Origin of the sequence: Lysinibacillus sp. IITD104, from assembly GCF_036698265.2 — a bacterium.
Lineage (GTDB): Bacteria > Bacillota > Bacilli > Bacillales_A > Planococcaceae > Lysinibacillus > Lysinibacillus boronitolerans.
This window is the reverse complement of the sequence record NZ_JBAHYH020000001.1, coordinates 2,561,079-2,586,907: the sequence shown is the minus strand read 5'-3', so window position 1 is coordinate 2,586,907 and position 25,829 is coordinate 2,561,079. Positions and strand designations below refer to the sequence as shown.

Annotated in this window: 31 protein-coding genes, 1 pseudogene and 1 CRISPR repeat array; of the genes and pseudogenes, 23 read left to right on the top strand and 9 right to left on the bottom strand. The window is 36.9% G+C overall.

Translation table 11 applies throughout. The features are described 5' to 3' along the window. The first annotated feature begins 41 nt into the window (after positions 1-41). The 10 genes from cas6 (at position 42) to V1L66_RS13205 (ending at position 14,179) form a co-directional block, all read left to right on the top strand. Complete coding sequence (gene cas6, locus V1L66_RS13250; protein ID WP_333006930.1) at positions 42-779, top strand: CRISPR-associated endoribonuclease Cas6; 738 nt, start codon at positions 42-44, stop codon at positions 777-779. Positions 780-791: 12 nt separating this feature from the next. Then, complete coding sequence (locus V1L66_RS13245) at positions 792-2,495, top strand: Cas8a1 family CRISPR/Cas system-associated protein (protein ID WP_333006932.1); 1,704 nt, start codon at positions 792-794, stop codon at positions 2,493-2,495. After that, positions 2,488-3,366: a type I-B CRISPR-associated protein Cas7/Cst2/DevR gene (gene cas7i, locus V1L66_RS13240; RefSeq protein ID WP_333006935.1), complete on the top strand. Its 879-nt coding sequence runs from the start codon at positions 2,488-2,490 to the stop codon at positions 3,364-3,366. The genes V1L66_RS13245 and cas7i overlap by 8 nt, the downstream gene beginning before the upstream one ends. Before the next feature lie 12 nt (positions 3,367-3,378). After that, positions 3,379-4,113 carry a type I-B CRISPR-associated protein Cas5b gene (gene cas5b / locus V1L66_RS13235; protein WP_016994003.1) on the top strand — a complete coding sequence of 245 codons (735 nt, stop codon included), beginning with the start codon at positions 3,379-3,381 and terminating at the stop codon, positions 4,111-4,113. 46 nt (positions 4,114-4,159) lie between these two features. Beyond that, the gene (gene cas3 / locus V1L66_RS13230; RefSeq protein WP_333006937.1) at positions 4,160-6,388 is read left to right on the top strand and encodes a CRISPR-associated helicase Cas3'; all 2,229 of its coding nucleotides are present in this window, start codon (positions 4,160-4,162) and stop codon (positions 6,386-6,388) included. Between the two features lie 33 nt (positions 6,389-6,421). Continuing rightward, positions 6,422-6,934, top strand: a complete 513-nt coding sequence (cas4, locus tag V1L66_RS13225) for a CRISPR-associated protein Cas4 (RefSeq protein WP_333006938.1) — start codon at positions 6,422-6,424, stop codon at positions 6,932-6,934. Then, entirely contained in the window at positions 6,931-7,917 is a 987-nt protein-coding gene (gene cas1b / locus V1L66_RS13220) for a type I-B CRISPR-associated endonuclease Cas1b (RefSeq protein WP_333006939.1), read from the top strand. The genes cas4 and cas1b overlap by 4 nt, the downstream gene beginning before the upstream one ends. 1 nt (position 7,918) lies before the next feature. Beyond that, positions 7,919-8,182 carry a CRISPR-associated endonuclease Cas2 gene (gene cas2, locus V1L66_RS13215; RefSeq protein ID WP_009371077.1) on the top strand — a complete coding sequence of 88 codons (264 nt, stop codon included), beginning with the start codon at positions 7,919-7,921 and terminating at the stop codon, positions 8,180-8,182. A gap of 251 nt (positions 8,183-8,433) precedes the next feature. Next, a CRISPR array of direct repeats spans positions 8,434-11,776; the repeat unit is 29 nt; unit sequence GTTTTACATTAACTAAGTGGAATATAAAG. Positions 11,777-11,990: 214 nt separating this feature from the next. Continuing rightward, positions 11,991-13,532, top strand: a complete 1,542-nt coding sequence (locus V1L66_RS13210) for a right-handed parallel beta-helix repeat-containing protein (RefSeq protein ID WP_312126117.1) — start codon at positions 11,991-11,993, stop codon at positions 13,530-13,532. Positions 13,533-13,987: 455 nt separating this feature from the next. Continuing rightward, positions 13,988-14,179, top strand: coding sequence for a hypothetical protein (locus V1L66_RS13205; RefSeq protein ID WP_016993998.1), 192 nt, complete (start codon positions 13,988-13,990; stop codon positions 14,177-14,179). A gap of 64 nt (positions 14,180-14,243) precedes the next feature. Here V1L66_RS13205 and aac(6') read toward each other — a convergent pair whose 3' ends face one another. Continuing rightward, positions 14,244-14,678, bottom strand: a complete 435-nt coding sequence (gene aac(6'), locus V1L66_RS13200) for an aminoglycoside 6'-N-acetyltransferase (RefSeq protein ID WP_312126115.1) — start codon at positions 14,676-14,678, stop codon at positions 14,244-14,246. Positions 14,679-14,803: 125 nt separating this feature from the next. Between aac(6') and V1L66_RS13195 the strand changes: the two genes are divergently transcribed. From V1L66_RS13195 to V1L66_RS13185, 3 genes are read left to right on the top strand one after another with little or no spacing between them, the layout of a single operon-like run. After that, on the top strand, positions 14,804-15,400 hold the full coding sequence (locus V1L66_RS13195; RefSeq protein ID WP_016993996.1) for a class I SAM-dependent methyltransferase: 597 nt from the start codon (positions 14,804-14,806) through the stop codon (positions 15,398-15,400). 27 nt (positions 15,401-15,427) lie between these two features. Beyond that, positions 15,428-16,003 carry a DNA-3-methyladenine glycosylase I gene (locus V1L66_RS13190; RefSeq protein WP_312126111.1) on the top strand — a complete coding sequence of 192 codons (576 nt, stop codon included), beginning with the start codon at positions 15,428-15,430 and terminating at the stop codon, positions 16,001-16,003. After that, complete coding sequence (locus V1L66_RS13185; protein WP_312126110.1) at positions 15,993-16,676, top strand: DUF1963 domain-containing protein; 684 nt, start codon at positions 15,993-15,995, stop codon at positions 16,674-16,676. The genes V1L66_RS13190 and V1L66_RS13185 overlap by 11 nt, the downstream gene beginning before the upstream one ends. On the opposite strand, the gene V1L66_RS13180 is transcribed toward V1L66_RS13185, so the two are convergent. After that, positions 16,673-16,978: a hypothetical protein gene (locus V1L66_RS13180; protein WP_016993994.1), complete on the bottom strand. Its 306-nt coding sequence runs from the start codon at positions 16,976-16,978 to the stop codon at positions 16,673-16,675. The genes V1L66_RS13185 and V1L66_RS13180 overlap by 4 nt on opposite strands. A gap of 75 nt (positions 16,979-17,053) precedes the next feature. On the opposite strand from V1L66_RS13180, the gene V1L66_RS13175 reads away from it, so the two are divergent. Both V1L66_RS13175 and V1L66_RS13170 read left to right on the top strand, forming a co-directional pair. Then, positions 17,054-17,254: a hypothetical protein gene (locus V1L66_RS13175; protein WP_036081021.1), complete on the top strand. Its 201-nt coding sequence runs from the start codon at positions 17,054-17,056 to the stop codon at positions 17,252-17,254. A gap of 159 nt (positions 17,255-17,413) precedes the next feature. Further along, complete coding sequence (locus V1L66_RS13170; protein ID WP_016993993.1) at positions 17,414-17,713, top strand: hypothetical protein; 300 nt, start codon at positions 17,414-17,416, stop codon at positions 17,711-17,713. A gap of 115 nt (positions 17,714-17,828) precedes the next feature. Here V1L66_RS13170 and V1L66_RS13165 read toward each other — a convergent pair whose 3' ends face one another. Beyond that, positions 17,829-18,059: a hypothetical protein gene (locus V1L66_RS13165; RefSeq protein WP_016993992.1), complete on the bottom strand. Its 231-nt coding sequence runs from the start codon at positions 18,057-18,059 to the stop codon at positions 17,829-17,831. A gap of 513 nt (positions 18,060-18,572) precedes the next feature. Here V1L66_RS13165 and V1L66_RS13160 point away from each other — a divergent pair. The 3 genes from V1L66_RS13160 to V1L66_RS13150 all read left to right on the top strand — a co-directional run bounded on the left by V1L66_RS13160 (position 18,573) and on the right by V1L66_RS13150 (position 20,170). Further along, positions 18,573-18,959, top strand: coding sequence for a hypothetical protein (locus V1L66_RS13160; protein WP_016993991.1), 387 nt, complete (start codon positions 18,573-18,575; stop codon positions 18,957-18,959). Between the two features lie 76 nt (positions 18,960-19,035). Then, the gene (locus V1L66_RS13155) at positions 19,036-19,656 is read left to right on the top strand and encodes an SDR family oxidoreductase (RefSeq protein WP_333006668.1); all 621 of its coding nucleotides are present in this window, start codon (positions 19,036-19,038) and stop codon (positions 19,654-19,656) included. Between the two features lie 358 nt (positions 19,657-20,014). Beyond that, the gene (locus tag V1L66_RS13150; RefSeq protein ID WP_016993988.1) at positions 20,015-20,170 is read left to right on the top strand and encodes a hypothetical protein; all 156 of its coding nucleotides are present in this window, start codon (positions 20,015-20,017) and stop codon (positions 20,168-20,170) included. A gap of 172 nt (positions 20,171-20,342) precedes the next feature. On the opposite strand, the gene V1L66_RS13145 is transcribed toward V1L66_RS13150, so the two are convergent. Beyond that, a complete protein-coding gene (locus tag V1L66_RS13145; protein WP_333006667.1) occupies positions 20,343-20,576 on the bottom strand; it encodes a hypothetical protein in 234 nt (77 codons plus the stop codon). A 136-nt stretch (positions 20,577-20,712) separates the two neighbouring features. On the opposite strand from V1L66_RS13145, the gene V1L66_RS13140 reads away from it, so the two are divergent. The 3 genes and pseudogenes from V1L66_RS13140 to V1L66_RS13130 all read left to right on the top strand — a co-directional run bounded on the left by V1L66_RS13140 (position 20,713) and on the right by V1L66_RS13130 (position 22,285). Continuing rightward, positions 20,713-21,042, top strand: coding sequence for a hypothetical protein (locus tag V1L66_RS13140; protein ID WP_026023463.1), 330 nt, complete (start codon positions 20,713-20,715; stop codon positions 21,040-21,042). After that, positions 21,026-21,663: pseudogene (locus tag V1L66_RS13135) on the top strand (O-methyltransferase). Before V1L66_RS13140 ends, V1L66_RS13135 begins: the two are co-directional and overlap by 17 nt. A 64-nt stretch (positions 21,664-21,727) precedes the next feature. Next, positions 21,728-22,285: an isochorismatase family protein gene (locus V1L66_RS13130; RefSeq protein WP_333006666.1), complete on the top strand. Its 558-nt coding sequence runs from the start codon at positions 21,728-21,730 to the stop codon at positions 22,283-22,285. Positions 22,286-22,322: 37 nt separating this feature from the next. Here the strand turns inward: V1L66_RS13130 and V1L66_RS13125 are convergent, their stop codons facing one another. Beyond that, positions 22,323-22,535 (bottom strand): hypothetical protein, encoded by a 213-nt coding sequence (locus V1L66_RS13125; protein WP_312126099.1) that lies wholly within the window; start codon positions 22,533-22,535, stop codon positions 22,323-22,325. 5 nt (positions 22,536-22,540) lie between these two features. Next, positions 22,541-22,888, bottom strand: a complete 348-nt coding sequence (locus tag V1L66_RS13120; protein WP_312126097.1) for a hypothetical protein — start codon at positions 22,886-22,888, stop codon at positions 22,541-22,543. A 297-nt stretch (positions 22,889-23,185) separates the two neighbouring features. On the opposite strand from V1L66_RS13120, the gene V1L66_RS13115 reads away from it, so the two are divergent. Next, positions 23,186-24,067 carry an AraC family transcriptional regulator gene (locus V1L66_RS13115; protein ID WP_036081006.1) on the top strand — a complete coding sequence of 294 codons (882 nt, stop codon included), beginning with the start codon at positions 23,186-23,188 and terminating at the stop codon, positions 24,065-24,067. An 11-nt stretch (positions 24,068-24,078) separates the two neighbouring features. Here V1L66_RS13115 and csaA read toward each other — a convergent pair whose 3' ends face one another. The 3 genes from csaA to V1L66_RS13100 all read right to left on the bottom strand — a co-directional run bounded on the left by csaA (position 24,079) and on the right by V1L66_RS13100 (position 25,090). Then, entirely contained in the window at positions 24,079-24,411 is a 333-nt protein-coding gene (csaA, locus tag V1L66_RS13110; RefSeq protein WP_004228641.1) for a chaperone CsaA, read from the bottom strand. Between the two features lie 89 nt (positions 24,412-24,500). Then, positions 24,501-24,677 carry a hypothetical protein gene (locus tag V1L66_RS13105; RefSeq protein ID WP_004228639.1) on the bottom strand — a complete coding sequence of 59 codons (177 nt, stop codon included), beginning with the start codon at positions 24,675-24,677 and terminating at the stop codon, positions 24,501-24,503. Positions 24,678-24,754: 77 nt separating this feature from the next. Further along, a complete protein-coding gene (locus tag V1L66_RS13100; RefSeq protein ID WP_238542916.1) occupies positions 24,755-25,090 on the bottom strand; it encodes a hypothetical protein in 336 nt (111 codons plus the stop codon). 122 nt (positions 25,091-25,212) lie between these two features. Here V1L66_RS13100 and V1L66_RS13095 point away from each other — a divergent pair, with 122 nt between their 5' ends. Continuing rightward, complete coding sequence (locus V1L66_RS13095) at positions 25,213-25,497, top strand: DUF5316 family protein (protein ID WP_016993979.1); 285 nt, start codon at positions 25,213-25,215, stop codon at positions 25,495-25,497. Positions 25,498-25,829 lie beyond the last annotated feature (332 nt).

The window sequence follows — 25,829 nt, the reverse complement described above, 5'->3', positions numbered from 1 at the left end:
ATCTGGGAGTAGTCTATGAAATAAAAAGGAGGTGAAGCCAAATGAGGTTGCAGATCATTATGGAAGCGGAGAAAATACCTAAGCATTATCATTTTTTAGCTGGGAGTGTAGTTAAAGCCGGACTATCTTCTGTCAATCCAGAATTAAAGGAAAGTTTGTATAGCTTTAAGGAACATCAAGCTAACAAGGCGATGCGTCCTTTTACAGGAGCGATTTATGTAAATGGTTACACGCTAGAAGGTGATGAATTTATCATCCATCAAGACATTCGTATGACCATTTCTTCTTCTGATATAAATTTTATGATAACTCTGTATAATGGCTTACTTGAGCATCAGCAAATGCAATATAAGTCATACACCCTACACATTAAGCATGTTAAATTTTTATCTGAAAAATTACCTACAAAATCTCAAGCTCTATTTAAAACAAACAGCACCATCGTTATTAAAGATAAAAACAATCAATATTTAAATATTGATGATCCTGATTATGAGAAGGAATTGAATTATGCAGCAAATGAATGCCTAAAATCTGTTGCTGGGCGGACATTGCATCAGCCACTAGTTTTTACACCTGTAATGATGCATAAAAAAGTTGTGCAGTTAAAGCATGACAAGTTTAAAAATTTAAATGAAAAAGGAATTCTTTATTTGAATGGTTTTGAAGGAAGCTTTGTACTAGGAGGACATCCAGAAGATTTAGCTTTATTAACACAGACGGGCATTGGTTTTAGAAGATCACAAATGCTAGGCTGCATTGAAATGGTGAATGAATAGGGGGTGAAGTGAATGATTGAACTACAGTTAGATGAAACAATTTACAATGCCAGTATTTTGGGACTTTGCCGTGTATTTGACTATGCAAAGCTAGAGTATAGTAAGAGCGATTTTCAGACTATTAGTTTTCCAGAAAGCAATTTAGCGAACTTTGAAGAACATTATTTTGCCTATTTATCTGCTCAATATGGACATGAAACAAATTACTATAAAATGACTAATCCTACTATTGTAGAGTTTTTATTAAGAGCGAAAACTGAAATTGGAGATGAAAAAAACTTAGAACGGCTCAATGCCCATATTGAAAAAGTGAAATACTGGCTGTCATCGAATAGTTATAAGAATGTCTATCCATTTCTGTCTGCGATTCCATTTGATTTTTTAGAGGCTGCAAAAAGTTTAAAAAAGGTAACACAGAGGAAAAAAGAAACCTTGGAACAAATACAGCCGCAAATTGGAGACGCTGTGGACGCATTACTACAAATTGTCGAGCATTTAAAGCATAAGGATGCAAAGCGATTTATCATCCCACGTGTCCTTACATATCAAGTTATTCAAGGTTTTTGGTCCAATGTCTCCTTCCTAAACAGCAATGCGAGTAAAAAGGATCTCTATGAAGAATATTTTAATTACTTCATCAAACCTGCTCAAGATTTTCTAACGTCAAAGAAAGATGAAAAAAAGTACGGAAAAAATAAATTAACATGTGCGTGCTGTGACAATAAAATGAAGTCTATCTCAGAGGCATTTGATCTTACTTGGGTACAAAATTTAGGGGTTGATGGGGCAAGAAAATCCTCGCATTATTGGTACCATCAGCGCAATTTATTTATTTGTCCAATCTGTAATATTGTGTATAGTTGTCTGCCATTAGGCTTCACATTGAAAAATGGGATAGGTCTCTTTATCAATAGCAATCAATCCATTGTCGAGTTACTAGCTTACAATAAAATCCAGTTGCGCAATGATAGAGGAGAAGAATATACACGCGATAAGCTGGAGGAAATGGCATATTCAAAAATTATCAATGAAATGTATCAACATGCAGAAAACAAGAAGAATATAGAAATTGATAATATCCAGATTGTTAAATATGACAAAAATAATGAATCCAGACCTTATACATTCAATATGTTATCCCGTGACAAAGCACAGCAGCTTTATGATAGCCGGAATGACTTCCATTACTTGACGGGGAAATTTGTTAAGGAAAATGGAGACTATATCAGCCTCTATCAAGAAGTTATACGACGTTTTTATAATGGACAACGCTTTAGTGATTTACTCTATCGTTTAATACGTTTAGTAATCGATGATAAATATGCGGATACTTTTTCTATCTATAAAATTCTGAAAATTTCAAATTATGTATTAAATGGAGGTTCACATTATATGACAGATAAAGAGTTAAGAAGTATTCGGATTAGCGGCTACGAATTAAGAAAAGTATATCGAGGTCAAGAAACAAAATTAAATGCTATTTCACACCGTTTGTTAAATGCTTTAAAAGTAAAAAATCCTAATAAATTTATGGAAACAATTGTACAGGCGTATAGCTACAAACGCCATGAAAAATTAGGTATCCCCCTATTTTTCACAACAACACTCAGTGATATTGAAAAATTCCAAACAATTGGCTATGCATTTTTAATAGGATTAAATGGAAAAGATTTCGAAAAAGAGGATATGGCAAAGGAGGAGCAAGTAAATGAATAAAAAAGGATTAACAATCAGTATGATAGTTGAAGCAGAAAGTGCCAACTATGGTGAGGGTGTTGGCAACGTTGCTTCTTTGAAAAAAATTTCCCGCGGAGATCATGAAGTGTACACGTATATTTCACGTCAAGCATTGCGTTATAACATTGTCGAACAAATGGATATCAATCACACTCCATTAGGTATGGATGGCTCCGTTATTCAATTTCACCCAGATGCAACAATCGCAGATTATCCTGAAATTGATTTGTTCGGCTATATGAAAACGGTAAAACCAACGAGAACTCGTGCTGCCGTGGTACGCTTATCCAATGCTGTCGCATTGGAAAGTTATAATACAGATTTAGAATTTTTAACGAATAAAGGGTTGTTTGACCGCCATAAAAGTGCAACAGCTAATGAGGAATTAAGAGGTGGAAATATTGCACAAAGTGAAATTCATAAATCCTTTTATGCTTACACACTGACGGTGGATTTAGATAAGATTGGAATTGATACAAACGATCAAATCGAAATTCCATTAGAGGAACGTGCTAAGCGTGTTATTTCTTTATTACGTACATTAAAATTTTTATATCGTGATATAAAAGGGCGTCGAGAGAATTTAGCTCCAATTTTTGCTATCGGTGGTGTCTATGATTTAAAAAATCCATTTTTCGAAAATCGATTAAAGCTTCAAAATAATAAGCTTGCCGTTGCAACAGTTGAGGGGATTTTAGCATTGGATTCACATATTCAACAACATACACATGTTGGCTTAGTCAAAGGATTATTAGCAAACGACGAGGAAATTGAGCAAAGTTTACAAGCAAAACCAATGGCAGACTTCTTCGCGCAGCTAGAGCAGGCTGTATCAGACTATTATAAGTAAGCAGGTGAACATATGAAGGGGATTCGGATTGAGGCTTATCAGAACCTAGTGAACTACAAAAAGCCTACGAGTTTTCAATTAAAGGAATCATATCCACTGCCCCCATACTCAACTGTTATTGGCATGGTGCATGCGGCATGTGGCTTTACAAGTTATGTGCCAATGCAGGTGAGTATTCAGGGGAAATATCATGCAAAGGTCAATGATTTATGGACGCGCTATGAGTTTGCTGGTAGTTCGTATGAGCAAGGTCGCCATCAGTTGAAAGTGGAGTTATCAGATGGGAAAGCACATGGGATTACACGGGGTGTTTCCACAACAGAGCTATTAGTAGATGTCGAACTAGTATTGCATATTGTACCAGAGGACAAGCAATACATTCCAATCATTATCGACGCACTAAAATCACCTGCTGAATATTTATCACTAGGTAGACGCGAGGATTTATTGCAGATTAATGTAGTGACGGAAGTGGAGTTAGAAATTCAAGAAATGGAAGAAGACAAGAGAGTTGATTTTGATATTTTTATTCCGCAATCGATGACCAAGAATGATATTTATGGAAAAATCGGTACATCCTATCGTTTAAATAAAACATATAAATTATTAGAAATTGCTAAAGGAAAGCACATTCGTCAGTGGGAAAAGGTGATTGTTTCTCATGTACCGGCTTCTTCAACTAACTATCTTGCTGCATATGAAAACGTGCTTTTCGATCAGGATGGCTATACCGTATTTTTAGTATAAGAGTGGGGGAATGTTCTCCATTCTTTTTTTATAAGGAGGTTTGTAGATGTTTGAAAAGCTATTAGCAAAATCAGCAACAAAAACATCCGCCGCACAAACGATTATTGAGCATACAAACCATTTAATTAAAAAATGGGAAATATTTCGTAAAATTTATCCAAATGCACTGTCAAAGAAAGATTGGAACATTTTATTACAAGCGGTGACGTACCATGATTTAGGAAAGGCAAATACCAAATTTCAGAATAAAGTACGCACAATAGAAGAGCGTATAGAGGATTTATTTCCTGAAATAGATGAAATTCCTCACAATTACTTAAGCTGTGCATTTATGCCGATTAAAAATCTAATCACTCACTATGGTAAAGAGGATGCTACGTTATTAATTTTAGCTGTTTATTATCACCACGAACGGGCAGAGCAAAATATGTACGAGAGTGGTGATGAGATTAAAAAGGATTTACAAAAATATGTGTCACTATTAAATAATGATTTTAATATTCGTGAAGAACCTAAATTTGATTATCGAAAATTTACCGATCGAAAATTTCTTAAAAACCGTGAGCATCTGTATCGTTTCGTTCGCATAAAGGGCTTATTAAACAAGTTGGATTATGCGGCAAGTGGAGATTATGAAGTTGAAATTCCTCCTGAAGATTTACCGCAAAAAATGAAAAAGTATTTCGATAATAAAAAACGCACTAGGAACGAGTTGCAAGACTATTTATATACTCTCCAACAAGAGAATCATATAGTCATTGCGTCAACGGGTATTGGGAAAACAGAAGCAGCACTTTGGTGGCTTGGTAATGACAAGGGCATTTTCACGCTGCCATTAAAAGTGTCCATCAATGCGATTTATGACAGATTGATTAATGAAATTGGCTGCAGCAAAAAGAATACAGGATTGCTTCATAGTGGTATGCATGCTGAATATGTCAAACGTGCAGATGAGCAAGACCTTGATTTAATAACGATTACACATGCGAAAAATTTATCTATGCCGCTTACAGTGACGACAATCGATCAAATTATTGATTTTGTTGGGTTATACCCAGGCTTTGAAATGAAACTTGCCACATTAGCCTATAGCAAAATTATCATTGATGAAATTCAAATGTACAGCGCAAGATTAGCAGCCTTTATCGTATTAGGGTTGAAGTATGTTACGGATATAGGCGGTAAGTTTTTAATTATGACTGCCACATTGCCACCACTTTTTATAGAAGCGTTGAAACGATTGGAAGTTCCATTTGAAAAACGAGAAGACCCATTTTTAAAATTCAATGCCAATAATCAGCCAATTAAGCGTCATTTTATGCAAATCGTTGAAAAGGATTTGACGATAGAAGAAATTTTAAAGCATCCAATGGAGCAAAAGGTATTAATCATTGTGAATACTGTGACGAAAGCACAGCAATTATATAAAGAATTTGAAGAAACAGGGGTAAAGGCTTCTCTTTTACACAGTCGTTTTATCAGCAAGCACCGTCAAGAAAAGGAAGATGCAATTTTAGCATTAGGAAACAAAGATTGCCTAAACACGGGAATATGGATTACTACACAGTTAGTAGAGGCAAGCGTTGATATTGATTTTGATATTTTATTTACTGAGCTTTCAGAGGCATCAGGTTTATTTCAACGTATGGGACGTATTTATCGAACGCGAGATTATGTTGAAAATATACCTAACATTTATGTTTTTACAGGCGGTCCATTACCATCAGGTATTGCAAACAATAAAAAATCTGTTGTTGATTTTACAATTTTTTCTAAATCAAAAGAAGTGTTACTGCAATATAACAATCAGCTAATAGATGAGAAAATTAAAATGAAGATTGTAGAGCAAGTGTATAGTAGAGAAGCTTTAGGAGCAGAGTGCGAATATATTCAAACATTCGATGAAACATTAGCTTGGTATGAGGATTTATTACCTTATCAAGAGGAGAATAAACCGACTTTAAGAGATATTCAAAATCAATTAGTGATCCCATATGGCGTTTATAGGGAAAATGAATTAGAAATAGAGAATATGAAAAATGAATTAACTAAAAAGTTAGAATTGAAGGCGAAGATTAATTTTTTAATCGAGTTACAAAAATTCACAGTGCCAATCGCCACTTGGGCATACGATAATGCAAGAAAACGAAAAAATGGAGAGATTATTTCAACAATTAGAGTTGATCGCTATACAGAATACCCAGTTGTGACCTATCAATATACAGAGGAACTCGGCTTAATTTTTGCAAATGATGTAGATAGCTTCTTTCATTAATTATGGAAAATGCCATACAAGGGGTGAAAGCATATGCAATGGGACGATTTAAAGGCAACCGGTTTGCAAGTCCAATATTTGAAAGTATGCGAGCGCAAGCTATGGTTACATTCACATCAACTTGGCTTTGAGGATGAGGACGATAAAGTACAACAAGGGAAAGTATTGCACGATACGTCCTATCAACGCCAAAAGTCAAAAGAAGTATTGATAGAAAATTTAATTCGGATTGATATGATGGACAAGCATTATGTAGGAGAAGTGAAATCTAGTAGTAAAATGGAACAGGCTGATAAGGCGCAGCTTCTATATTATTTATTCGTACTTGAGCAAATGGGGATATATCGAAAAGGCAAAATACATTATCCAAAAGAAAAACGTGTTGATGAAATTGAATTAACGGAAGAGGATAGAGAGGCCATTCCTAAATGGTTAGCCCAAATCCAACAAATTATTCCTCTAGACAAGCCTCCTAAGAAGAAAAAATTAAGATATTGTACAAAATGTGCTTATTATTCATTTTGCTGGGTAGGTGAAGAGGATTGAAAAATGTATATTTATTTAATAACGGAAGGATCCAAAGAAAAGATTCTACTATTTATTTAGTATTCGAAGATGGTACGAAAAAAACATTACCAATAGAAAATACAGAAAATCTACATGTATTTGCGGAAATGGACTTTAACACCTCTTTTTTTAATTTGATGAATCAAAAAGATGTAAATATACATTTTTATAATTACTACGGTTACTATTCAGGTAGTTACACACCTAGACGAAAAAAAGTGGCGGGCTTCGTTGATGTTCAGCAAGCAGCCCATGTAATGGACTTGAATAAAAGGTTGTATATTGCACAACAATTTGTCTATAGTGCTATTCATCATATGTTACGCAATATTCGTCGCTACAAAGATGAGGTAGAGCCATTCATCAATGAAATAACCCAACTAAAGAAACAAGTTGCCGATGCTACGGATATACAAACCTTAATGGGCATTGAGGGGAAAATTCGCTTTGCTTACTATCAATGCTTTAATGAGATTATTAAAAATCCTGATTTTCAATTTACAAAGAGAGAAAAACGTCCGCCTACCAATCCAATTAATGCACTTATTTCATTTGGCAATAGTTTAATGTATACAGCTGTATTATCTGAAATGTACAAAACGCAATTAAACCCAACAATTAGTTATTTACATGAATCAGGTTCTCGAAGATTTTCCCTATCACTGGATATTGCAGAAATCTTCAAACCGTTGTTAATGGATAATTTAATTTTTATGTTAATAAACAAAAAGATGATTCGTGCTGAACATTTCGAATATATCGAAGAACATATTTGCTTATTAAATGAAACAGGACGTAAAATTTTTATTGCTGAATTCGAAAAACGAATGAGCACAACCATTAAACATCGAAAATTAAACAGACAAACCTCTTACCGATTTTTAATTCGTCTAGAATGTTATAAATTAATTAAACATCTGATTGGTGATGAAGATTATAAAGCATTGAAAGCGTGGTGGTAGCGTGTATGTACTGATTGCGTATGATGTGGATGTGAAACGGGTGGGAAAAGTCCATAAAGTATTGAAAAAATATTTAACGTGGACACAAAATTCTTTATTTGAAGGAGAAATTACGGAAGGACTTTTAAAACAATGCCTAGCTGAATTAGCAACAAAGGCTAATCCGAATATTGATTCAATTTATGTTTACCGAATTGCCAATCCCAAAAATATGAAAAAAACTGTGTATGGGGTCGAGAAAGATTTTGAGAGCATGTTTTTATAGTCATCTATTCTATTAGTAAAGACTAGAAAAGTGTGTATCGATTGTATTCAAACTCTCTTTTAGTAGAATTGCAGTGAATCATTTTACAATATTATATTCCGTCCAGGCATATCATACCTAGCTTTGAGGGCACTTTGATTGCAAAGGCAAATTTCTGGACTACCGATTGACTGCAAATAATCATATTTGTCGCAAATTACAAGCCGTTAAAGCGTTGAAAAATAAGGGTTTTTTGATTATGCTTAAGGTGGGTTTTACATTAACTAAGTGGAATATAAAGACTTCAAATGTATGTCTACCTTGAGCAGCATTCACTGTTTTACATTAACTAAGTGGAATATAAAGTCTATTTTAGCGCTGTGTACTCCGATTAGTGCATTGGTTTTACATTAACTAAGTGGAATATAAAGGTGAATAATTCTATCGTCATCATCACACCTACTTAGTTTTACATTAACTAAGTGGAATATAAAGTAAGGTATTTCAGCATGATAGGTACTTCCCTGCTCGTTTTACATTAACTAAGTGGAATATAAAGAAATTCGGCTTATCTGGTATTGGATCTGGCGCTTTATGTTTTACATTAACTAAGTGGAATATAAAGGTCATTACTAATTCTCTAATAAATTCTTCGTACTTTGTTTTACATTAACTAAGTGGAATATAAAGCAAAATACGCTGTATAATCTTGCGTATTTTCGTTAAAGTTTTACATTAACTAAGTGGAATATAAAGAAATATAGTTGCTAGTTTTAGATGATTAGCAGCATCGTTTTACATTAACTAAGTGGAATATAAAGGTATTTTCTGCTTGGGTAGTACAGCCCCCAGCAGACTGTTTTACATTAACTAAGTGGAATATAAAGTACGTACTCCCCATTGCAAACCGAAGATACCTAATGCGTTTTACATTAACTAAGTGGAATATAAAGAGATCGGGGACACAATATTAAAAAGCAAAATCGCAGTTTTACATTAACTAAGTGGAATATAAAGGATATCGACATTTGTATTTTTGTGCCATTAGGACAGGTTTTACATTAACTAAGTGGAATATAAAGTGTGAGGCGCGAGGGTGAGTGGATGTCTAAAGCCGGTTTTACATTAACTAAGTGGAATATAAAGCGTTAATTCCTCCTGAACATTATTTAAGTACTCTTTGTTTTACATTAACTAAGTGGAATATAAAGTAATCTTGCCAGCAACAACGAATAGCTTTACGTTATGTTTTACATTAACTAAGTGGAATATAAAGACAGAAGATGTATAACTTTTTTGTAGATGGTGTACAGTTTTACATTAACTAAGTGGAATATAAAGACTTATTAGGTGTTAGAGTACAGCAAGTTAATAAGTGTTTTACATTAACTAAGTGGAATATAAAGGCAGATGATACTTGTGTCAGCTTCGGCAACTTTATACGTTTTACATTAACTAAGTGGAATATAAAGTTTGCTTTATTTGTTAAATTAATTATAACATTGTATAGTTTTACATTAACTAAGTGGAATATAAAGATATTTTTTACATCATCAGCATTAAATGATTTGTCTGTTTTACATTAACTAAGTGGAATATAAAGGGTGCTGCAGCAGCTGAAAAAATCATATTCTTACCGTTTTACATTAACTAAGTGGAATATAAAGTACTTCTTCAGCAGTAAAAAGCGTATTTTTATTTAAGTTTTACATTAACTAAGTGGAATATAAAGTACTTCTTCAGCAGTAAAAAGCGTATTTTTATTTAAGTTTTACATTAACTAAGTGGAATATAAAGGATTATCGAGAACTTACATATTTGAGGGGTTGCGCGTTTTACATTAACTAAGTGGAATATAAAGTACGTAACGATTTCTGAGCCTTATTCCAGTCCAGCGTTTTACATTAACTAAGTGGAATATAAAGTCAATAGCTGGAGGAACATTAGCTAGGACGTGATTCTCGTTTTACATTAACTAAGTGGAATATAAAGATTCACCAAAGGCTCGTAAATTAGAAGCAATGCGTGTTTTACATTAGCTAAGTGGAATATAAAGGAATTACAAGTCTTTTATAAAGAACTCCCTCAATCAGGTTTTACATTAACTAAGTGGAATATAAAGAATATAATCAGTGGTCAATTGCCACTGGCGACACATTGTTTTACATTAACTAAGTGGAATATAAAGTTTGCTTTTAAAGAATGTGAGCGAATAGGCATCGCGTTTTACATTAACTAAGTGGAATATAAAGAAAATATTTAGATCTACTAGAAAAACAAGAATACGGTTTTACATTAACTAAGTGGAATATAAAGCAATTCAAATTGAAGATCGTTTAAGCCAACCCATTCGGTTTTACATTAACTAAGTGGAATATAAAGCAATTTTTCAGTGCCAGTCAGATCAACGAAGCTTTCGTTTTACATTAACTAAGTGGAATATAAAGGATTCCTGTTCAATGTCCCATACAGAATTTAAAGGGTTTTACATTAACTAAGTGGAATATAAAGATTAATCAATGGATCAACTGCTAACGTGGTTATTCCTGAGTTTTACATTAACTAAGTGGAATATAAAGCAATATCTTTTGCATTCTCATCAGTAATCCCTTCAGTTTTACATTAACTAAGTGGAATATAAAGATAGATAAGATAGACATATCCATCAGTCTTAATGGCGTTTTACATTAACTAAGTGGAATATAAAGTTCTTTTCATCAAATGTAGACCTCAAAAAAGAACGTGTTTTACATTAACTAAGTGGAATATAAAGATTTCAACAATTTTGGCGTTTATTGGTGTGATTTTTGTTTTACATTAACTAAGTGGAATATAAAGCCACAAGATGCTACTAATTGCTGCCTACGTAGCTCTGTTTTACATTAACTAAGTGGAATATAAATTTGGAAAGGCTTGACCCCGTCACGGGTAGCCCCATGTTTTACATTAACTATGTGGAATATAAAGTATCAGAAACACGAATACAAGAACGCAATGCAACTGTTTTACATTAACTATGTGGAATATAAAGAACGACCGGGCAAACAGTAATTTCCGACAACAGGACGTTTTACATTAACTATGTTGAATATAAATCAATTTTGATAAACCACCATTGTATAAACAATAATCGTTTTACATTAACTATGTGGAATATAAATGTTGTAAATCTGAACGATTCGTATTGAACTCAAAATGTTTTACATTAACTATGTGGAATATAAATTTGGTTTGTCATTATTCAATGCTTGCTCACTGTCTGAGTTTTACATAAACTATGTGGAATATAAATTTGAAGATTTGCCTGATTACATCAATGACATTGAGGTTTTACATAAACTATGTGGAATATAAATTTTTTCCATGCACTTTTACTAGTGTGTAAGCAATATTGTTTTCATTAACTATGTGGAATATAAATATATCTGTTCCACGTCGCCTTATTGCCCTCGAACGAGTTTTATATTAACTATGTGGAATATAAATTTATTACGTTTTTCTTCTTGTTTACAACCACAACTTGTTTTACATTAACTAAGTGGAATATAAATCGTCCCATTTCCACAGCTCTGATTCGCCCTTCTTTGTTTTACATTACCTAAGTGGAATATAAATAGACTCTAAAACCCCGATACCAACCAAAAAAACGAACAGCGTACCCTTAACCGCTGTTCATTTTTATTGCCTAAAACCATGCCACTTTCATGAAACCGTCAAACATTCCAAATAAACGTCTGCATATTCCAGCATTTTTACACAAAATTGAATAAGCACAAGCATGTTCGGTATATAAATAGGGTACGAACATTTTTTGGTTAGGAGTGTGTAAATGGCTGTACTTGTGGTGAAGAGGAGTATTATGCATCGTTATCAAAGTATCGGGCAGGCGATTGAAGAGGCGGCGCCTGGGGATATGATTGAAATTCGGGATGGGATTTATGAGGAAAGCTTGGATATTGCCAAGCGGCTGACGTTGTATGGGGTTGGCAATGTGACCATCAAGGGTGGCGTTTTTATTCGTTATCAAACACATGTGGCGATGCGTAATTTACGGTTTCGGCAAGGTCAGGGGCTGTATGTAAAAGGTGATTTACAGCTAGAGAATTGTGTCATTGAGGAGCAATTGATTCGAACGCAGATGATGGTGAGCTATGGTAGTCTGCTGATGAAAAATTGTGCAGTGCTTGCGACACCGTTGAATCATTTTGGTTTGCGAGTGGCGAATGGGTCCAGTGTTATTCTAGTCGATACAACATTTGAGCATCATGTGAAGGCGCAGATTATTGCTCAAAACTGTGAGCTGAGCTTGACGAATTGTATGCTGCTGGAAGGGAAGAAGCATGGTGTTTTTGCGATTCGTCATGTCAAGCTGACAATGGAGGACTGTGAAATTCATGGGCATGACAAGGCACAAGTAATAGCTGCGTCAAGTGAGATTGCGATGACCAATTGTTTAGTTCATCAAGGGCAAGGGGTAGGTATTCAATTGTTTGACAGCACGACTTTCAAAATGGATGGCTGTGAAATAAAAGAGCATCTCGATACAAATATGGTGGTTCATCGCAGTGAGCTAATGGTAGCCGATTCTATTTTTTCAGATGGTCAAAGTCATGGGTTGTATCTTGGCGAAAAAACGATAGCCAAGTTCTATGATTGCCAAGTTTCTCGACATGTCAAGGCGCAGGTGTTGATAGAAAATAGCAAGGTGGAGCTTCATACATGTCATGTTCGAAATGGTATGGCCGTAGGGCTTACTATTGTAGATGAAGCAGATGTTTCGGTGAACCAATGTAAAATTCAAAACCACCAGCAATTTCATATTATTGTCGATGCTAGTGGATTAAAGCTACATCAATCAATTATTCAATTTGGGCAATCAGGTGGTGTTTATGGTAACGACCATGCCAAAATCATGATGCATCAGACAACGATTCGAGAGCTGCAAAGCCATCATGTCTATATCAACAATGCCCGATTATTTACACAGTATTGCACGTTTGAACAAATGGAAGGAAACGGAATTACTTGCATTGATGCGATTTTTGAAGTAGCTAATAGCTATTTTAAAGATGGGCAAGAAAGCTCTTATGCCATGATCTGGTCAGATCAATCAATGGGCCGTATTGAAAATTGTAGGGTGGATGAGGCAGCTAGACCGTTTTTAGCACTGTCCAATAAATCCTTATTGGAAATGCGCCATACGGATATAGCTGCAGTAAAGGCTCCAGCGGTGATACAGGAAAACAGCCAATTATTTGTGCAAGGGCATGTGCAGTCAGCGACATGGCAGAAGGATACAGCATCAAAGGTTTCTCAAATAGAGGACATGCAAATAGAAATAGTGAAACATGATATTAAAAAAATAATATAAAAGCCGATTATACAAATAAGACAAGTAGTTTCAATTTTGAAATTACTTTTTTTATGGATTCGTATATTGAGGTTTAATGCATGTGGAAAATGGGAAAAGGGAAATGTTTGGGCTATAAATTCATTTTAATTTGTATAAAAAAACTCTATAATTCGACAAAATGCAAGAATATTTTTATAATGGTATAGATGTCTTGTTGCAATTACTGCAATATTTTGAAATATTCCACAGGAAAATTTATACAATCTTTGTATAAATTATAACAATCATAATAAAGTTTTTTCTTAATGTAAAAAAAATATTAAATAAATGTGGATAATAGATTGATTATTTTCCATGTTTTAACCTATAATTAGTAAAAATGGTTCATTAAACACGATAAATATTCGATAATTATGAAATGGGAATAATGATTTTACAATAATAAATAGAGAGAGTATTGGGGTGATATGAGTATGTTTGGGCTGACAAAAGAAGAAATTATGTTAATGCTAGAGGAGATTGAATTAGCAGAGAAGCAAAAGAATTTGATTGCTGATATCATTCATCTAAACAATATGCGAATCGAACAACAACTCGCATTAATGATCCATTTAATCATAGATGAGCGCGAACGAAATATTTCCAACAATACATATCTAAACTAAAAAAATGTTGAAAAATCACAGGTGCTATTGTTTGCAACACCTGTGATTTTTTTGTTAGCCATTTTTATAATTTTTTTGTGAAGCAAATGATGCGATTGGCTTCTGTAAAACCGAGCTGAAGATGAACCCTTAGACTTTCTTCATTGTCCCATTCACAGTCACTGGCAAACTCTAGACAGCCCCTAAGCTTTGCCCATTGTTCACATTGCTCCACAAGTTGTCTAGCATAGCCCTGCTGGCGATATTCCTCCATCACGAAAAGGCCTTCTAAATAGCCGACTGGACTCGAGTCGGTGCCTTCTACATAATCCGTTCGCAACTGACATTGGGCAAATCCAACTGCTCTGTCATCGTCATAGGCAAGGAAAATAGCTGCGTTTTCTTCCTTTAGCAGCTGTGTCATCTCTTCTGTAAATTCTTCTAGTGTATGATTGGGCCAGAGCTGTAAGGCTAATGAGGCTGCAGCATGAGTATCCTTCTGTGTTGCTTGTTGAATCATAAAATCTTCCTCCTTTGTAAAAAATGAAACAAATCGTTTTGAAGCACGTACAAACTAGTAAGCGTTTTAATTTTAAAGATCTATTTTCTATTTTAACATTCGTACTTGAAGGGGGGAATCCAATCATGTCACTCTTACAAACGTTAATTGAACAAGCGAAAAAGCCAAATGGATGGATTGGCTCAACGATGCTACGGATCATGAATTTCGCCCATCGTGGTATGAATGCATGGTTCATCAGGCAAGGAGCTATCAATGATGGGGATCGTGTGTTAGACATCGGTTGTGGTGGTGGGAAAACGCTCCAAATTTTATCCAAATTGAATCCAAATGGTATAATCTATGGGATAGATTTTTCCGCACAGGCAGTGAAGGAATCGATCAAATTGAATGAAGCAAGTGTTACCAGTGGTAGTGTCATTGTGAAAGAGGCAAGCGTTTCAAATATTCCATACGATGATCAGTTTTTTGATGCAATTACAGCCTTTCAAACGCATTATTTTTGGCCATCCTTGGAGCAGGATGTAGCGGAGGTTTGGCGAGTTCTGAAAAACGGAGGGAAATTTATTATCATAGCAGAGCTCTACAAAATGAACTATCATATGAAAGCCTATCAAACACCTGAGGCGACGAAGCAATTATTAGAACAAATTGGATTTCAAACCGTGTATGTCACGGAAAAATCAAGTAAAGGTTGGCTTTGCATTACAGCTATTAAGTAAGAGATACATAAAATGGAGGGTTTAGAAATGAAAAGATGTGATTGGGTCAAGCTAGATGAGCCTTTGTATGTGGAATACCATGACAAGGAGTGGGGTGTACCGGTCTATGATGACCAGCATTTATTCGAGATGCTTTGCTTGGAGGGGGCACAGGCTGGCTTGAGCTGGTGGACGATTCTCCAAAAGCGTGAAGGCTATCGTGAGGCATTTGATCAATTCGATGTGGAAAAAATTATCCATTATACAGCGGACAAGCTAGAGGAATTAAAGCAAGACACACGGATTGTACGCAATAAATTAAAAATAGCTAGCGTGGTGACAAATGCTAAAGCATATCTCCAAATACAGGAAAAGCATGGCTCATTCTCACATTATCTTTGGAGCTTTGTAGATCATAAACCACTTATTAATGAGTGGGCTTCCATTAAAGAGGTGCCTGTGACGACGGAAATTAGTGATCGTATGAGCAAGCAATTGAAGAAGGATGGCTTTAAATTTATTGGTAGTACCATTTGCTATTCCTTTATGCAGGCAGTGGGGATAGTAAACGATCATATAACGGATTGCTGCTGTCGCCAGAAGGAGCTAGCAGATGGCAATTGAACAAATACGGGCTCAACTAACTAAGCAGGCCACAATTTTTCAAACAGGTGGTATTCGACCCACACATGATTTATTGGAAAGCTGGATTGGCTATGTCGGCTGGTCCTTACCAGAGGAGCAGCCACCGTCTGGCTATCAGCCGCTCGCTACGTTCTTTCTACAAGCCCTATCCTATGTACCGACGGCATTACAGCCTTTTCAATTAATCACAGTCTTTGTCGATGAACGTCTATTGGATCACCTCATGGAGGATGATCTTAGTTCTTATTTTGAGATTAGAACGTACACCACTTTGGAAGGCTTAGTAGAGCGTGAATGGCAGCATGAGCAAATGCGCGCGTTTCCACTCATACCCCAGTATATCTCGAATGACTATCCAACATGGGATGGGGGCGGTATTCCAGCTCAATTGGAGGAAGAGATTTTGATGTTGGAGCATGAAGAGCAAATCGAATATTTTGAGGATATCGTTGAAGACCTTTTTCCGCTCCATAAAATCGGTGGCTATCCAAGCTTTTGTCAAAGTGGCGTTGATTTTGGGGACGATGCACCATTTGTCTTCCAAATTGCCTCGGATGCAAAAGCGCGTTTGAACATTGTAGATCATGGCAATTTTTATTTTTTCTACAATCTAACAACACAGACGTGGCACGTTTATTGTGATTTCTACTAAAGGTAGGAGGGCTTGTCTCTATCATCAATTGTTTGAATAATTAAGCGGTAAATCAAATATAAGCCGAGATATGCTCCTGTAATCAGAAATACAGGGTTTAAGAAAACGGCATGAATCGTTGTCATAAAGACCGCATCCTCAAGAATAATGTTCGTTATAGATGTAGCAGCAATCGTGCTAAACAGGATCGCAGCAATGACGCCTAGTATGTTGAAAAGAAGGCGAAAGCTAGCCCATTTGAGCTGAAGATACACCATAAGGCTGGGGATGCCGATCGTGGCAGCCAGCATGAAAACTGTCATAACATCACATCCTTTCTTTCAGATTGCCCTTGTCCGTTCATGAATAAACATAGAAAACGATAGGAGGGAAACCTATTGCGATGGCAAGAAGGAGCGTTAAAAAGAACAAGGAAGGTGAAAAAAGTGGAGCATAAAACGGTAGTCAAAAATGGCATTGGTTTTGGATCGGTTTTAGCGATTACGATTTCATGGAGTGTGCATCACTCCATCATTTGGGCAATCATCCATGGCTGTTTTAGCTGGCTGTATGTTATTTACTACGCCATCATGCGCTAAGCTTGTAGGTCAGCCTATCAACTAAGATGTTGTTTGAATAAAAATAACATTGGGTACATAAAAACAAAGCGTTCATAATTTTTAATGAGCAAGCATAAATAACAAAGTGCTCTTTTTTCAAAGTACGAATTGTATGAACGTAGAAGAAAGGTTGATAGAATGACACATCAAGTAACGGCTTTAAGTAATGTAAATGGTAATGCTACAGGAGTGGAAAGTATATTACAAAATGTAGCATTTATTTTATCGACGTTTACGATTCCTTGTCCGCTTCGAGAATATGTGACAAGGTCTGATATTCGTAAACCCTTCCAACGTATGAAGAAAATAAACACAAAACGCCTCATTGAATGTATCCAACGTTTTGAGCCACGAGCTGTCGTAGTGGATGTTGATTATCTTGGCGATGTGAATATAGGGAAATTAGAGCCCATTGTCAAAGTCATTGTCAATGAATAGTGGAAAAAATATAAATTCTGCCAGGGATATTCACAAACCTGGCAGAAGATCAAATGTGCTTATAATGGTAGGTTTTATGGTATATGAATTGGTGTCAAATAGGATAGTGGAACATTTACGCCCTTCTAATGGCAATAATTTGCTGGCAATCAATGATAAGTGGTGTTGCTGCTGCATCTACCTCTAAGAATGTAGCACAGCAAGTTTTAGGATCTAAGCTGATGAAGAAAATTCCTGCAAAGCTACCGCCACCTGCTAAAATAACATCTACCAAAGTGCCAGGAGATAAGCATCTTAATAGATGACAAATACAGCCTTTACACTTGTGATCCTTGGAATAATCCATCTCGTAGTGGCACTCTTCCTCCTCTTTTTTGCAAGAGCAAGAATCCTCCTTTTCCCATTTACAATGGTCATCCTTATGCTTACATTTACATCGATCGTGTTTATGTTCCCATTGACAATGTTCATGTTCATGCTCATGCTTGTGTTTGCATTTGCAACCCTCTTGTTTGTGCTCACATTTTTTTTCTAAATGACAATAGCATTTTACATATTGTTCACAGCACTTTTCTTTTTTATGATTCCAATTCATATATTGACTAAATCTACTATCTTGCATCTTTTAATCTCCCTTTTTGTTAGTTTTTTAGTAATGGTAGCGCTAACCTTTACATTTCTAATCTATGAAGCCACAAACAAAACTTCTTGGTAATTTGCCCTCTGTACAAGAAGAAAATTATTTTTTTAAAATTAAATAGAGAAATAGCCATACATAGCTGTGAGAATAATAACAATTTCAGGGCAATAGATTGCTAGACTTCCGCCTGTAAATTTCATGGAGAAATGGAGCGAGTGTATGAAAAGCGTCCTGCAATTCTTCTTTTTATTCATGTGCTTACTGGTTGTGATTTCATTGTGGATGGTACAAAGGGAGCCTTCAGCTATAGCCCCGAGCACCGAAAGAGCGACGCCCTATGCAGAGGAGCTTGGCGAAAAATTACAAGCTACGAATTTTACAAAACAAGTGTTACAGGCCATACGGGCGGCAGGCTACTCGCCTGATAGTACAGTCGGTTATCTAATAGACTCTCCAGCGCACCAGGTCATCACTATTCAATTACACGATGGGGAAGAAATTGATGTAAGTACAGAAAGTGAAATTCAATCGATTATCGATGAGCTAGCCGAAAAGAATAATTTGCATTTATTTATGGTCAATGTTCAGCTACTAGAGCATGAATAGAGGGAGAGGCACCGTGATCGGTGTCTTTTTTTCATATAAAGGGAATTGTAATATAATGATAAAAGAGGTGAGAGAAATGAAAATATTAATATTAGGCGCGAGTGGACGTGTCGGCAGCCATTTGGTAGAACGAGCAATAAAGGATCAGCATGAGGTCACGCTATTGGTCCGTAATCCTGATAAATTACCGCAACAGCATCAACAGCTGTATGTAATGAAAGGCGATGTGTTAAACAAGCAAGATGTCGAGCAAGCAATGCATCATGTGGATGTGGTGGTGAGTGCATTAAATACAGATGGAGGCACTACATTATCGGCTAGCTTACCATTGATTCTTGAAGCGATGACAAAGCATCAGGTGACAAGAATCATTACGATTGGAACAGCAGGGATCTTACAAAGTCGTGTAACACCAACTCTTCTTCGCTACCAATCGACTGAATCGAAACGAAAATCAACCTTTGCTGCACAGGAGCACCAACGTGTATTCGAACAATTACAGCAATCTGCTATGGATTGGACGATTGTTTGTCCTACCTATTTACCAGACGGGGCTTGGACAGGAAACTACCGCGTTGAACGCAACTTCTTGCCAGAGGGAGGCAGCCAAATTTCCGTAGCGGATACAGCAGATTTTGCCTACCAACAAATCTTCAGTGAGGAATTTTTGAGAACACGGGTCGGGCTTGCCTACTAGAAAAGGGGAGATACGGTGAAATATATTCATGCCATCATCGGGATGGTGATCATTGTCATAGGATGTGCCTTTCTCAGTACAATCATAGAGGAGGCGCCTGTAAGAAATGTGATGCTGAAAGTCTATGGAGGTATCATTGTTTTCATCGGATCATTCTACCTCAAAAAAATTGCGAAATTTGGTAAGCAATAATCACTTTTACACAAGGATAGTCTAAATGGACTTATCGGTTTAACCTTTTTTTATCCTAAATCGTCCAAATGATAGCTATTTTAGTGAAAAAATATACTGTTATTTTCCTTTTTATAGAAGGTTTGCTATACTTTATGTCGAATATATCTATTGAAGAGGTGATTGTATGGACAAGGAGATATCAAATAACTATCAATATCCTAAACACCTAACAAGCCTTGATGGAATCGAAACGACAGAATTATATGTCATCAAGATAACAAAGGAACAAGTGGATAGGTTGATTGAGGATATCGATCAAACATTAAAGACGTCGACATGACGTCTTTTTTCATGCCAAAAAAGGCCACTTTCCAAGGGGAAAGTGACCTCAAAACAGGAGAGCTGTGGAAAGGCTAGCTAACAACACTACTATTTATATGTAAAAGTAGTGTTGTTAGCTAGCCATTTGCCTGAAAGATAGATGAAATTTACTCGATCTTCTAGCATGACATTTACCGCAGTTCACCATCCATATATGTACTACCTAAGTTCTTCTGACATGAAAAGGAGTAATTCAAAGCCAAATAATCGCGTATAATAGTGGGCTGTCCGCCATTTTCGAGACACAGCTTACTGGCAATTTTAATTTCCTTCTGATTATAGTGAGATTGTGCCCCAATCAAAAATATGCCTGACAGTATCAATAATGTCCCGATGCCTAACACATATTTTATAACCCTTTTCACTTGTCTTACCTCCATTTCGATACATCTACCCTATTGTCTAACATATGTTGGAGCATGAAAGCATTATGTTTAATTGACAACTTGTATACGTTTGTATACAATGTATACAAACGTATACAAAAGGAGTGTTTTTGAAATGAGAGGATCTGGATTTAGAGAGCATATGAGAGAGGGACACCACCGTGGAGGACGCCACAGAGGCATGGAAGGCGCACCACAGCGAGGAGCGAAAACGTTCCGCCGCGGCAAAGCGATTTCATTTTTAGAGATGCTGCATGTGAAGCGAGCTACCATTAAACAGCAATTAGAACAGCCAGAGTTTCAATCCATTCAGCAAATTTTAGTAGGTGAATTAAAAGCCATCGATATGGTTATCCAAGAATTTAGTCAGTTGTTTGATATTCAAGAAGATGAAACCAACGACAGTCTACAAGAGGAAGATAATGCACATGAAACAAATAAATAACTATATGGATGAGGTATTTTATCAGTATGATGTCACATTAGAGGATGTCCTGTCCTCTATTGCCGAAAATGGTATGCCTGCGATTTCTGTGTCTCGATCATCAGGAAAGCTATTGACGATGCTTGCATCGATGACTGGGGCTAAGGCTATTTTAGAAATTGGCGCTCTTGGCGGCTATAGTGGTATTTGTCTGGCGAGAGGAATGGAAAAGAAGGGCACATTGACGTCCCTGGAGTTAGAGGAAAAATATGCACAACTGGCTGCCAACAATCTTGCGAAGGCAGGCTTTGGCGAGCATGTTACGTATATGACAGGTCCTGCATTGGAAAGCCTTGAAAAGCTTGTAGCAGAAGGACAGCGATTTGATTTCTTCTTCATTGATGCAGATAAGGATAACTATGAAAATTATTTAGCCTATTGTATTCAGCTAGCAAGCCCTGGTGCATTCATTGTGACAGATAATGTCTTAGCGGGAGGCAGTGTAGCGACCCTAAGGCAGCACCCAAGCGTTATACAGCCATCATGAAAAAATTCAATGTCACCGTGGCTAATCATCCACAGCTGGAATCGGTTCTTTTACCCATTGGGGATGGCATGACGGTTTCAAAAGTTAAAAAGTAATGCATATCAGAAATTAACGATTAATGGTAAAATATTGTTAGCAAACGTTAAGGGAGAGATGCTTTTGAAGCAAGCACTAGTGGTCATTGATGCACAGCAAGAATTAATCGAGGGGAATCAGGATGAACAAGCCGTCTATCGCAAGGATGAATTGCTTCAAACAATCAATGCCGTGATTCAAAAAGCTACTGAGGCAGAGGCACATATTATCTTTGTGCGTGATCGGGATGTAGCTGGTGGAGAAGGGAAAGGCTTTCAGGTACATCAAGCGATCCAAGTACCTACTACCACTGTTTATTTTGATAAACTGGCTACGAACGCTTTTTATAAGACAGGCTTACTCGATTATTTACAGGCCAATGAGGTAGAGCATTTGGTGATGATGGGCTGCAAAACCGAGCATTGCGTGGATACAGCAGTTAGAGCAGCAACTATTCAGGGCTTTGATGTCACATTGGTGGGAGATGGCCATTCAACAAATGGTTCCCAATACTTATCACCAGAAGATACAGTTGCACACCATAACGACATCCTGCATGGCCATTATAATGTGGATCATTTCTCACTTGTGCGAAACGCCGATGAAGCGTTATTTGAACCAACACATCATAGTTATCGCTAATTATAAAATGACCAAGAATCTAGGTTCTTGGTCATTTTTACATATAGAAATGATTGAGCATCCAACCTATAACCGTACTTACGATACCAACTCCTATCAAGACTAGCCCATGGGTTGGTGCTTGATAATCCTTTTTAAGTACGATGCCCATACAGATCGCCATCAGCCCACAAAATGCTTGGAATAGGAGAAGGGCAGCTACCACATTGACCCAACCGATGCTTAAAAGTAATCGCTTACTATTGACCATTTATTTTATTGTCCTCCTTCATCTTTTCTTTGAAAATAAAGTATCATACCTAACACGCCTAGTAGTAGGGTTGAAAAAATAATAGACATTATCGCTTGATAGACAATGGCAGTTATAGACAAAAATAGTAAAATAATCAGTATGATGAGTCGCAGTAGGAATTTTGTTTTTTTACTAATAGCGAAAAAGTCCTGTAGAATAATGAGTAAAAAGCTCACCCCAAATAGGAGAGCATATTCAAGAATGATGAGAGGATGCACATTCTGTACACCCTCACCTTGTAAGTATTTTAAAATAATTATAGGAAGGAGTATGTATTTTAAATACTTGTACCACTGGAAAAGACGATCCATGTTGCTGCCTCCAGCTCAATAGACTATTTTTACAAATATTGTAACGGAAATTATGATGCAACACAATGATCTTTTATTTTCATAGGGCCACTGTGCGAGCAGTGACCCTAAGTATCAAGTCAGGAGGTGTAAGGCTAAAATTAGCTTTACACTATTATATGTATGTGAAAGTAGCTTCAAAAACTAGTTATCTGCCTGTTCGATAGATTATTTTTTGGAAGGCGACTAAATGGGGCACCAATTGTCGGATGGAGGGCTACTATTCCTGCTAAAGTAAAGATAAGGAAGGTGATAGAAGTGGATTCTTTAACAAGGTTGAATGAGGCGATTGCATATATCGAGGCCAATCTAACGGAGGAAATTGATGTGCAAGAGGCTGCGAGATTAGCTTATTGCTCGGAATATCATTTTAAACGTATGTTTTCCTTTCTAGCAGGCATCCCGCTGTCCGAATATATTCGTCGTAGACGTCTGACGCTCGCTGCACTGGAACTATCAGATTCATCTATGAGAATTCTCGATATCGCGATTCGTTATGGCTATCGCTCTGCAGATGCATTTACAAGAGCCTTTCAGCAAATGCATGGCATCACACCATCAGAGGCGAGGCAAAATGGTCAGCACCTAAAAGCTTTTCCACGAATGACCTTCCAACTTACCATACAAGGAGGTTGTGAAATGAATTACCGACTCGAACAAAAAGAAGCGTTTCACATCGTTGGTCTTATGAAAAGAGTACCCATCGTTTTTCAAGGAGAAAATCAAGCGATAACTGAAATGGCACGTTCATTAACAATGGAGGATATTGGGCACCTAAAAAAGCTATCGAATGTAGAACCAACAGGAATCATCCAAGCCTCCACTCACTTTTCCGAGGGCAGAATGGAGGAAAAGGGCGAGCTTGATCATTATATCGGCGTAGCCACAACCGAAACGTCTCCCCATTTTTCACAGCTGGATGTACCCGCTTGTACATGGGCTGTCTTTGAAGCGGTTGGACCATTCCCCCAAACACTGCAGGAAACATGGGCGCGCATTTATGCGGAGTGGTTCCCATCATCTGGCTATGAACAGGTTGCTGGTCCAGAAATTGTACGCCATTCAAGCACGGATTTTTCCTCACCAACCTTTACAAGTGAAATCTGGATACCTCTTCAGAAAAAGAAGCCTCTTGCGTAATGCGAGAGGCTTTACTGTATTTTCGTTCCATTGGGTAGCTGCTGATCGGGCGTTAACAGAATCACATCGCCCTCCACAGGTACACCACCAATGACTAGTACCTCTGACTTAAAACCCGCAACGCGACGTGGTGGGAAATTAACAATCGCCACTACTTGCTTCCCAATAATGACTTCGGGTGTATAACGCTTCGTAATTTGTGCGGAAGACTGTTTAATGCCCAGCTCTTCACCAAAATCAATTTTCATTTTAATCGCAGGAACCCGAGCCTTTGGTAGTTCCTCCGCCTCTAGTACCGTGCCGATTCGTATATCAAGTGCTATAAAATCTTCTATTGTCGCCATCACTGTACTCCTTAAGCTTTTATGACAATGTTAGCATTTAATAGAAAAAAATACAAAAAAAGAAGAGCACATTGCGTGCCCTTCTCTTGTTAACGACGATGCTCTACCAGGTCAATCGCGCCTAACACAATGTGCGCTAAGCCAAAGCCAAAAATCGTATTGGCCACCATTTTGTTAGAACCATGTTTTTGCTTCATTGCATAGCCTGCCGCCGTAACAGCTGACCCGAGTATAGTGGGGATTAAACCTTCACGAATTCCATTCATAAATTGATCCCTCCGTCGTATGATTCGGCGTGAGTTTCACACCATACTTACTATGAACGTTTGGCGAGGATACTATACTAGGCATCAACCGTATCAATCATAAAAGCGGTGATCTCTGTTTGATCTGCATTTGTATAGGCCTTGCAAAAAAGAACCACAGCACTTTCTTCATCATCAAACCATAAATAGCGAATTTCTGTTATAAAGCAACTTTGGTCTTCCATTTCATACACATCAATATCTACGGAAGCTTCATCCAGTGGCCATGTTAAGGTACCTTGCAAGGCGAAAACCTCCTGCAGAAAAATAGCAGTATCCTCTGTTAATATCTTCTCATGTTGAAGTTTCTCATATCTATTATGTACCAAATCATCTAAGGTCATTTTCGTTAATGCTCTTATTTTGTCTTTCATTTGCATAGCCTCCCTCCACCTAGTTATTTTACTGGAAAAGGAAAAATTTTGTATAGGTAAATAGGGGTTTATTGAAACGAAAAAGAGCGGTTAGCCGTATAATAAACTAAGGGGGGCTGAAAATGAAGTATATAGGCATTGGCACCATATTGTCCATTCTAGGTGTTATAGGCTCCATTCTCATATGGGGCAAAGAGGAAGCCCATTTGCTTTCAGGGCTACTCGGTGGAATTTTCCTCGTTTCTGCCATGTTAATGTCAGGAGCCATGGCAAGCGGCGATAGAATGCGCGCCAATTTCGCAACAGAAACAAATGAAGACAGAAACGAACGCAATCTCCTCATGAATAACGCGTTACTATTAGCAATACCAAACATTATTGTAGCAATCTTTGCGTATTATTTATGAAGGTACTGGCAGCCATTAATCAGCATAAGCGATGTATAAGTCAGGTATATCATTCTATCCATCGATTTGAATTAGCAATCCATTCTAAGCGTGTGTATCCATCAAAAGAAGCGATGTATCCGTCAGATTATATATTTTATCCGTCAAAATTAGCATTCTATTCACTGATTTGAAAGAGCAATCCAATCTAAGCATTTCTATCCATCAAAATAAGCGATGTATCCGCCAGATTAGACATTGTATCCGTCAGATTAGACATTGTATCCGTCAAAATAAGCATTCTATCCACCGATTTGAAAGAGCAATCCAATTTAAGCATTTCTATCCATCAA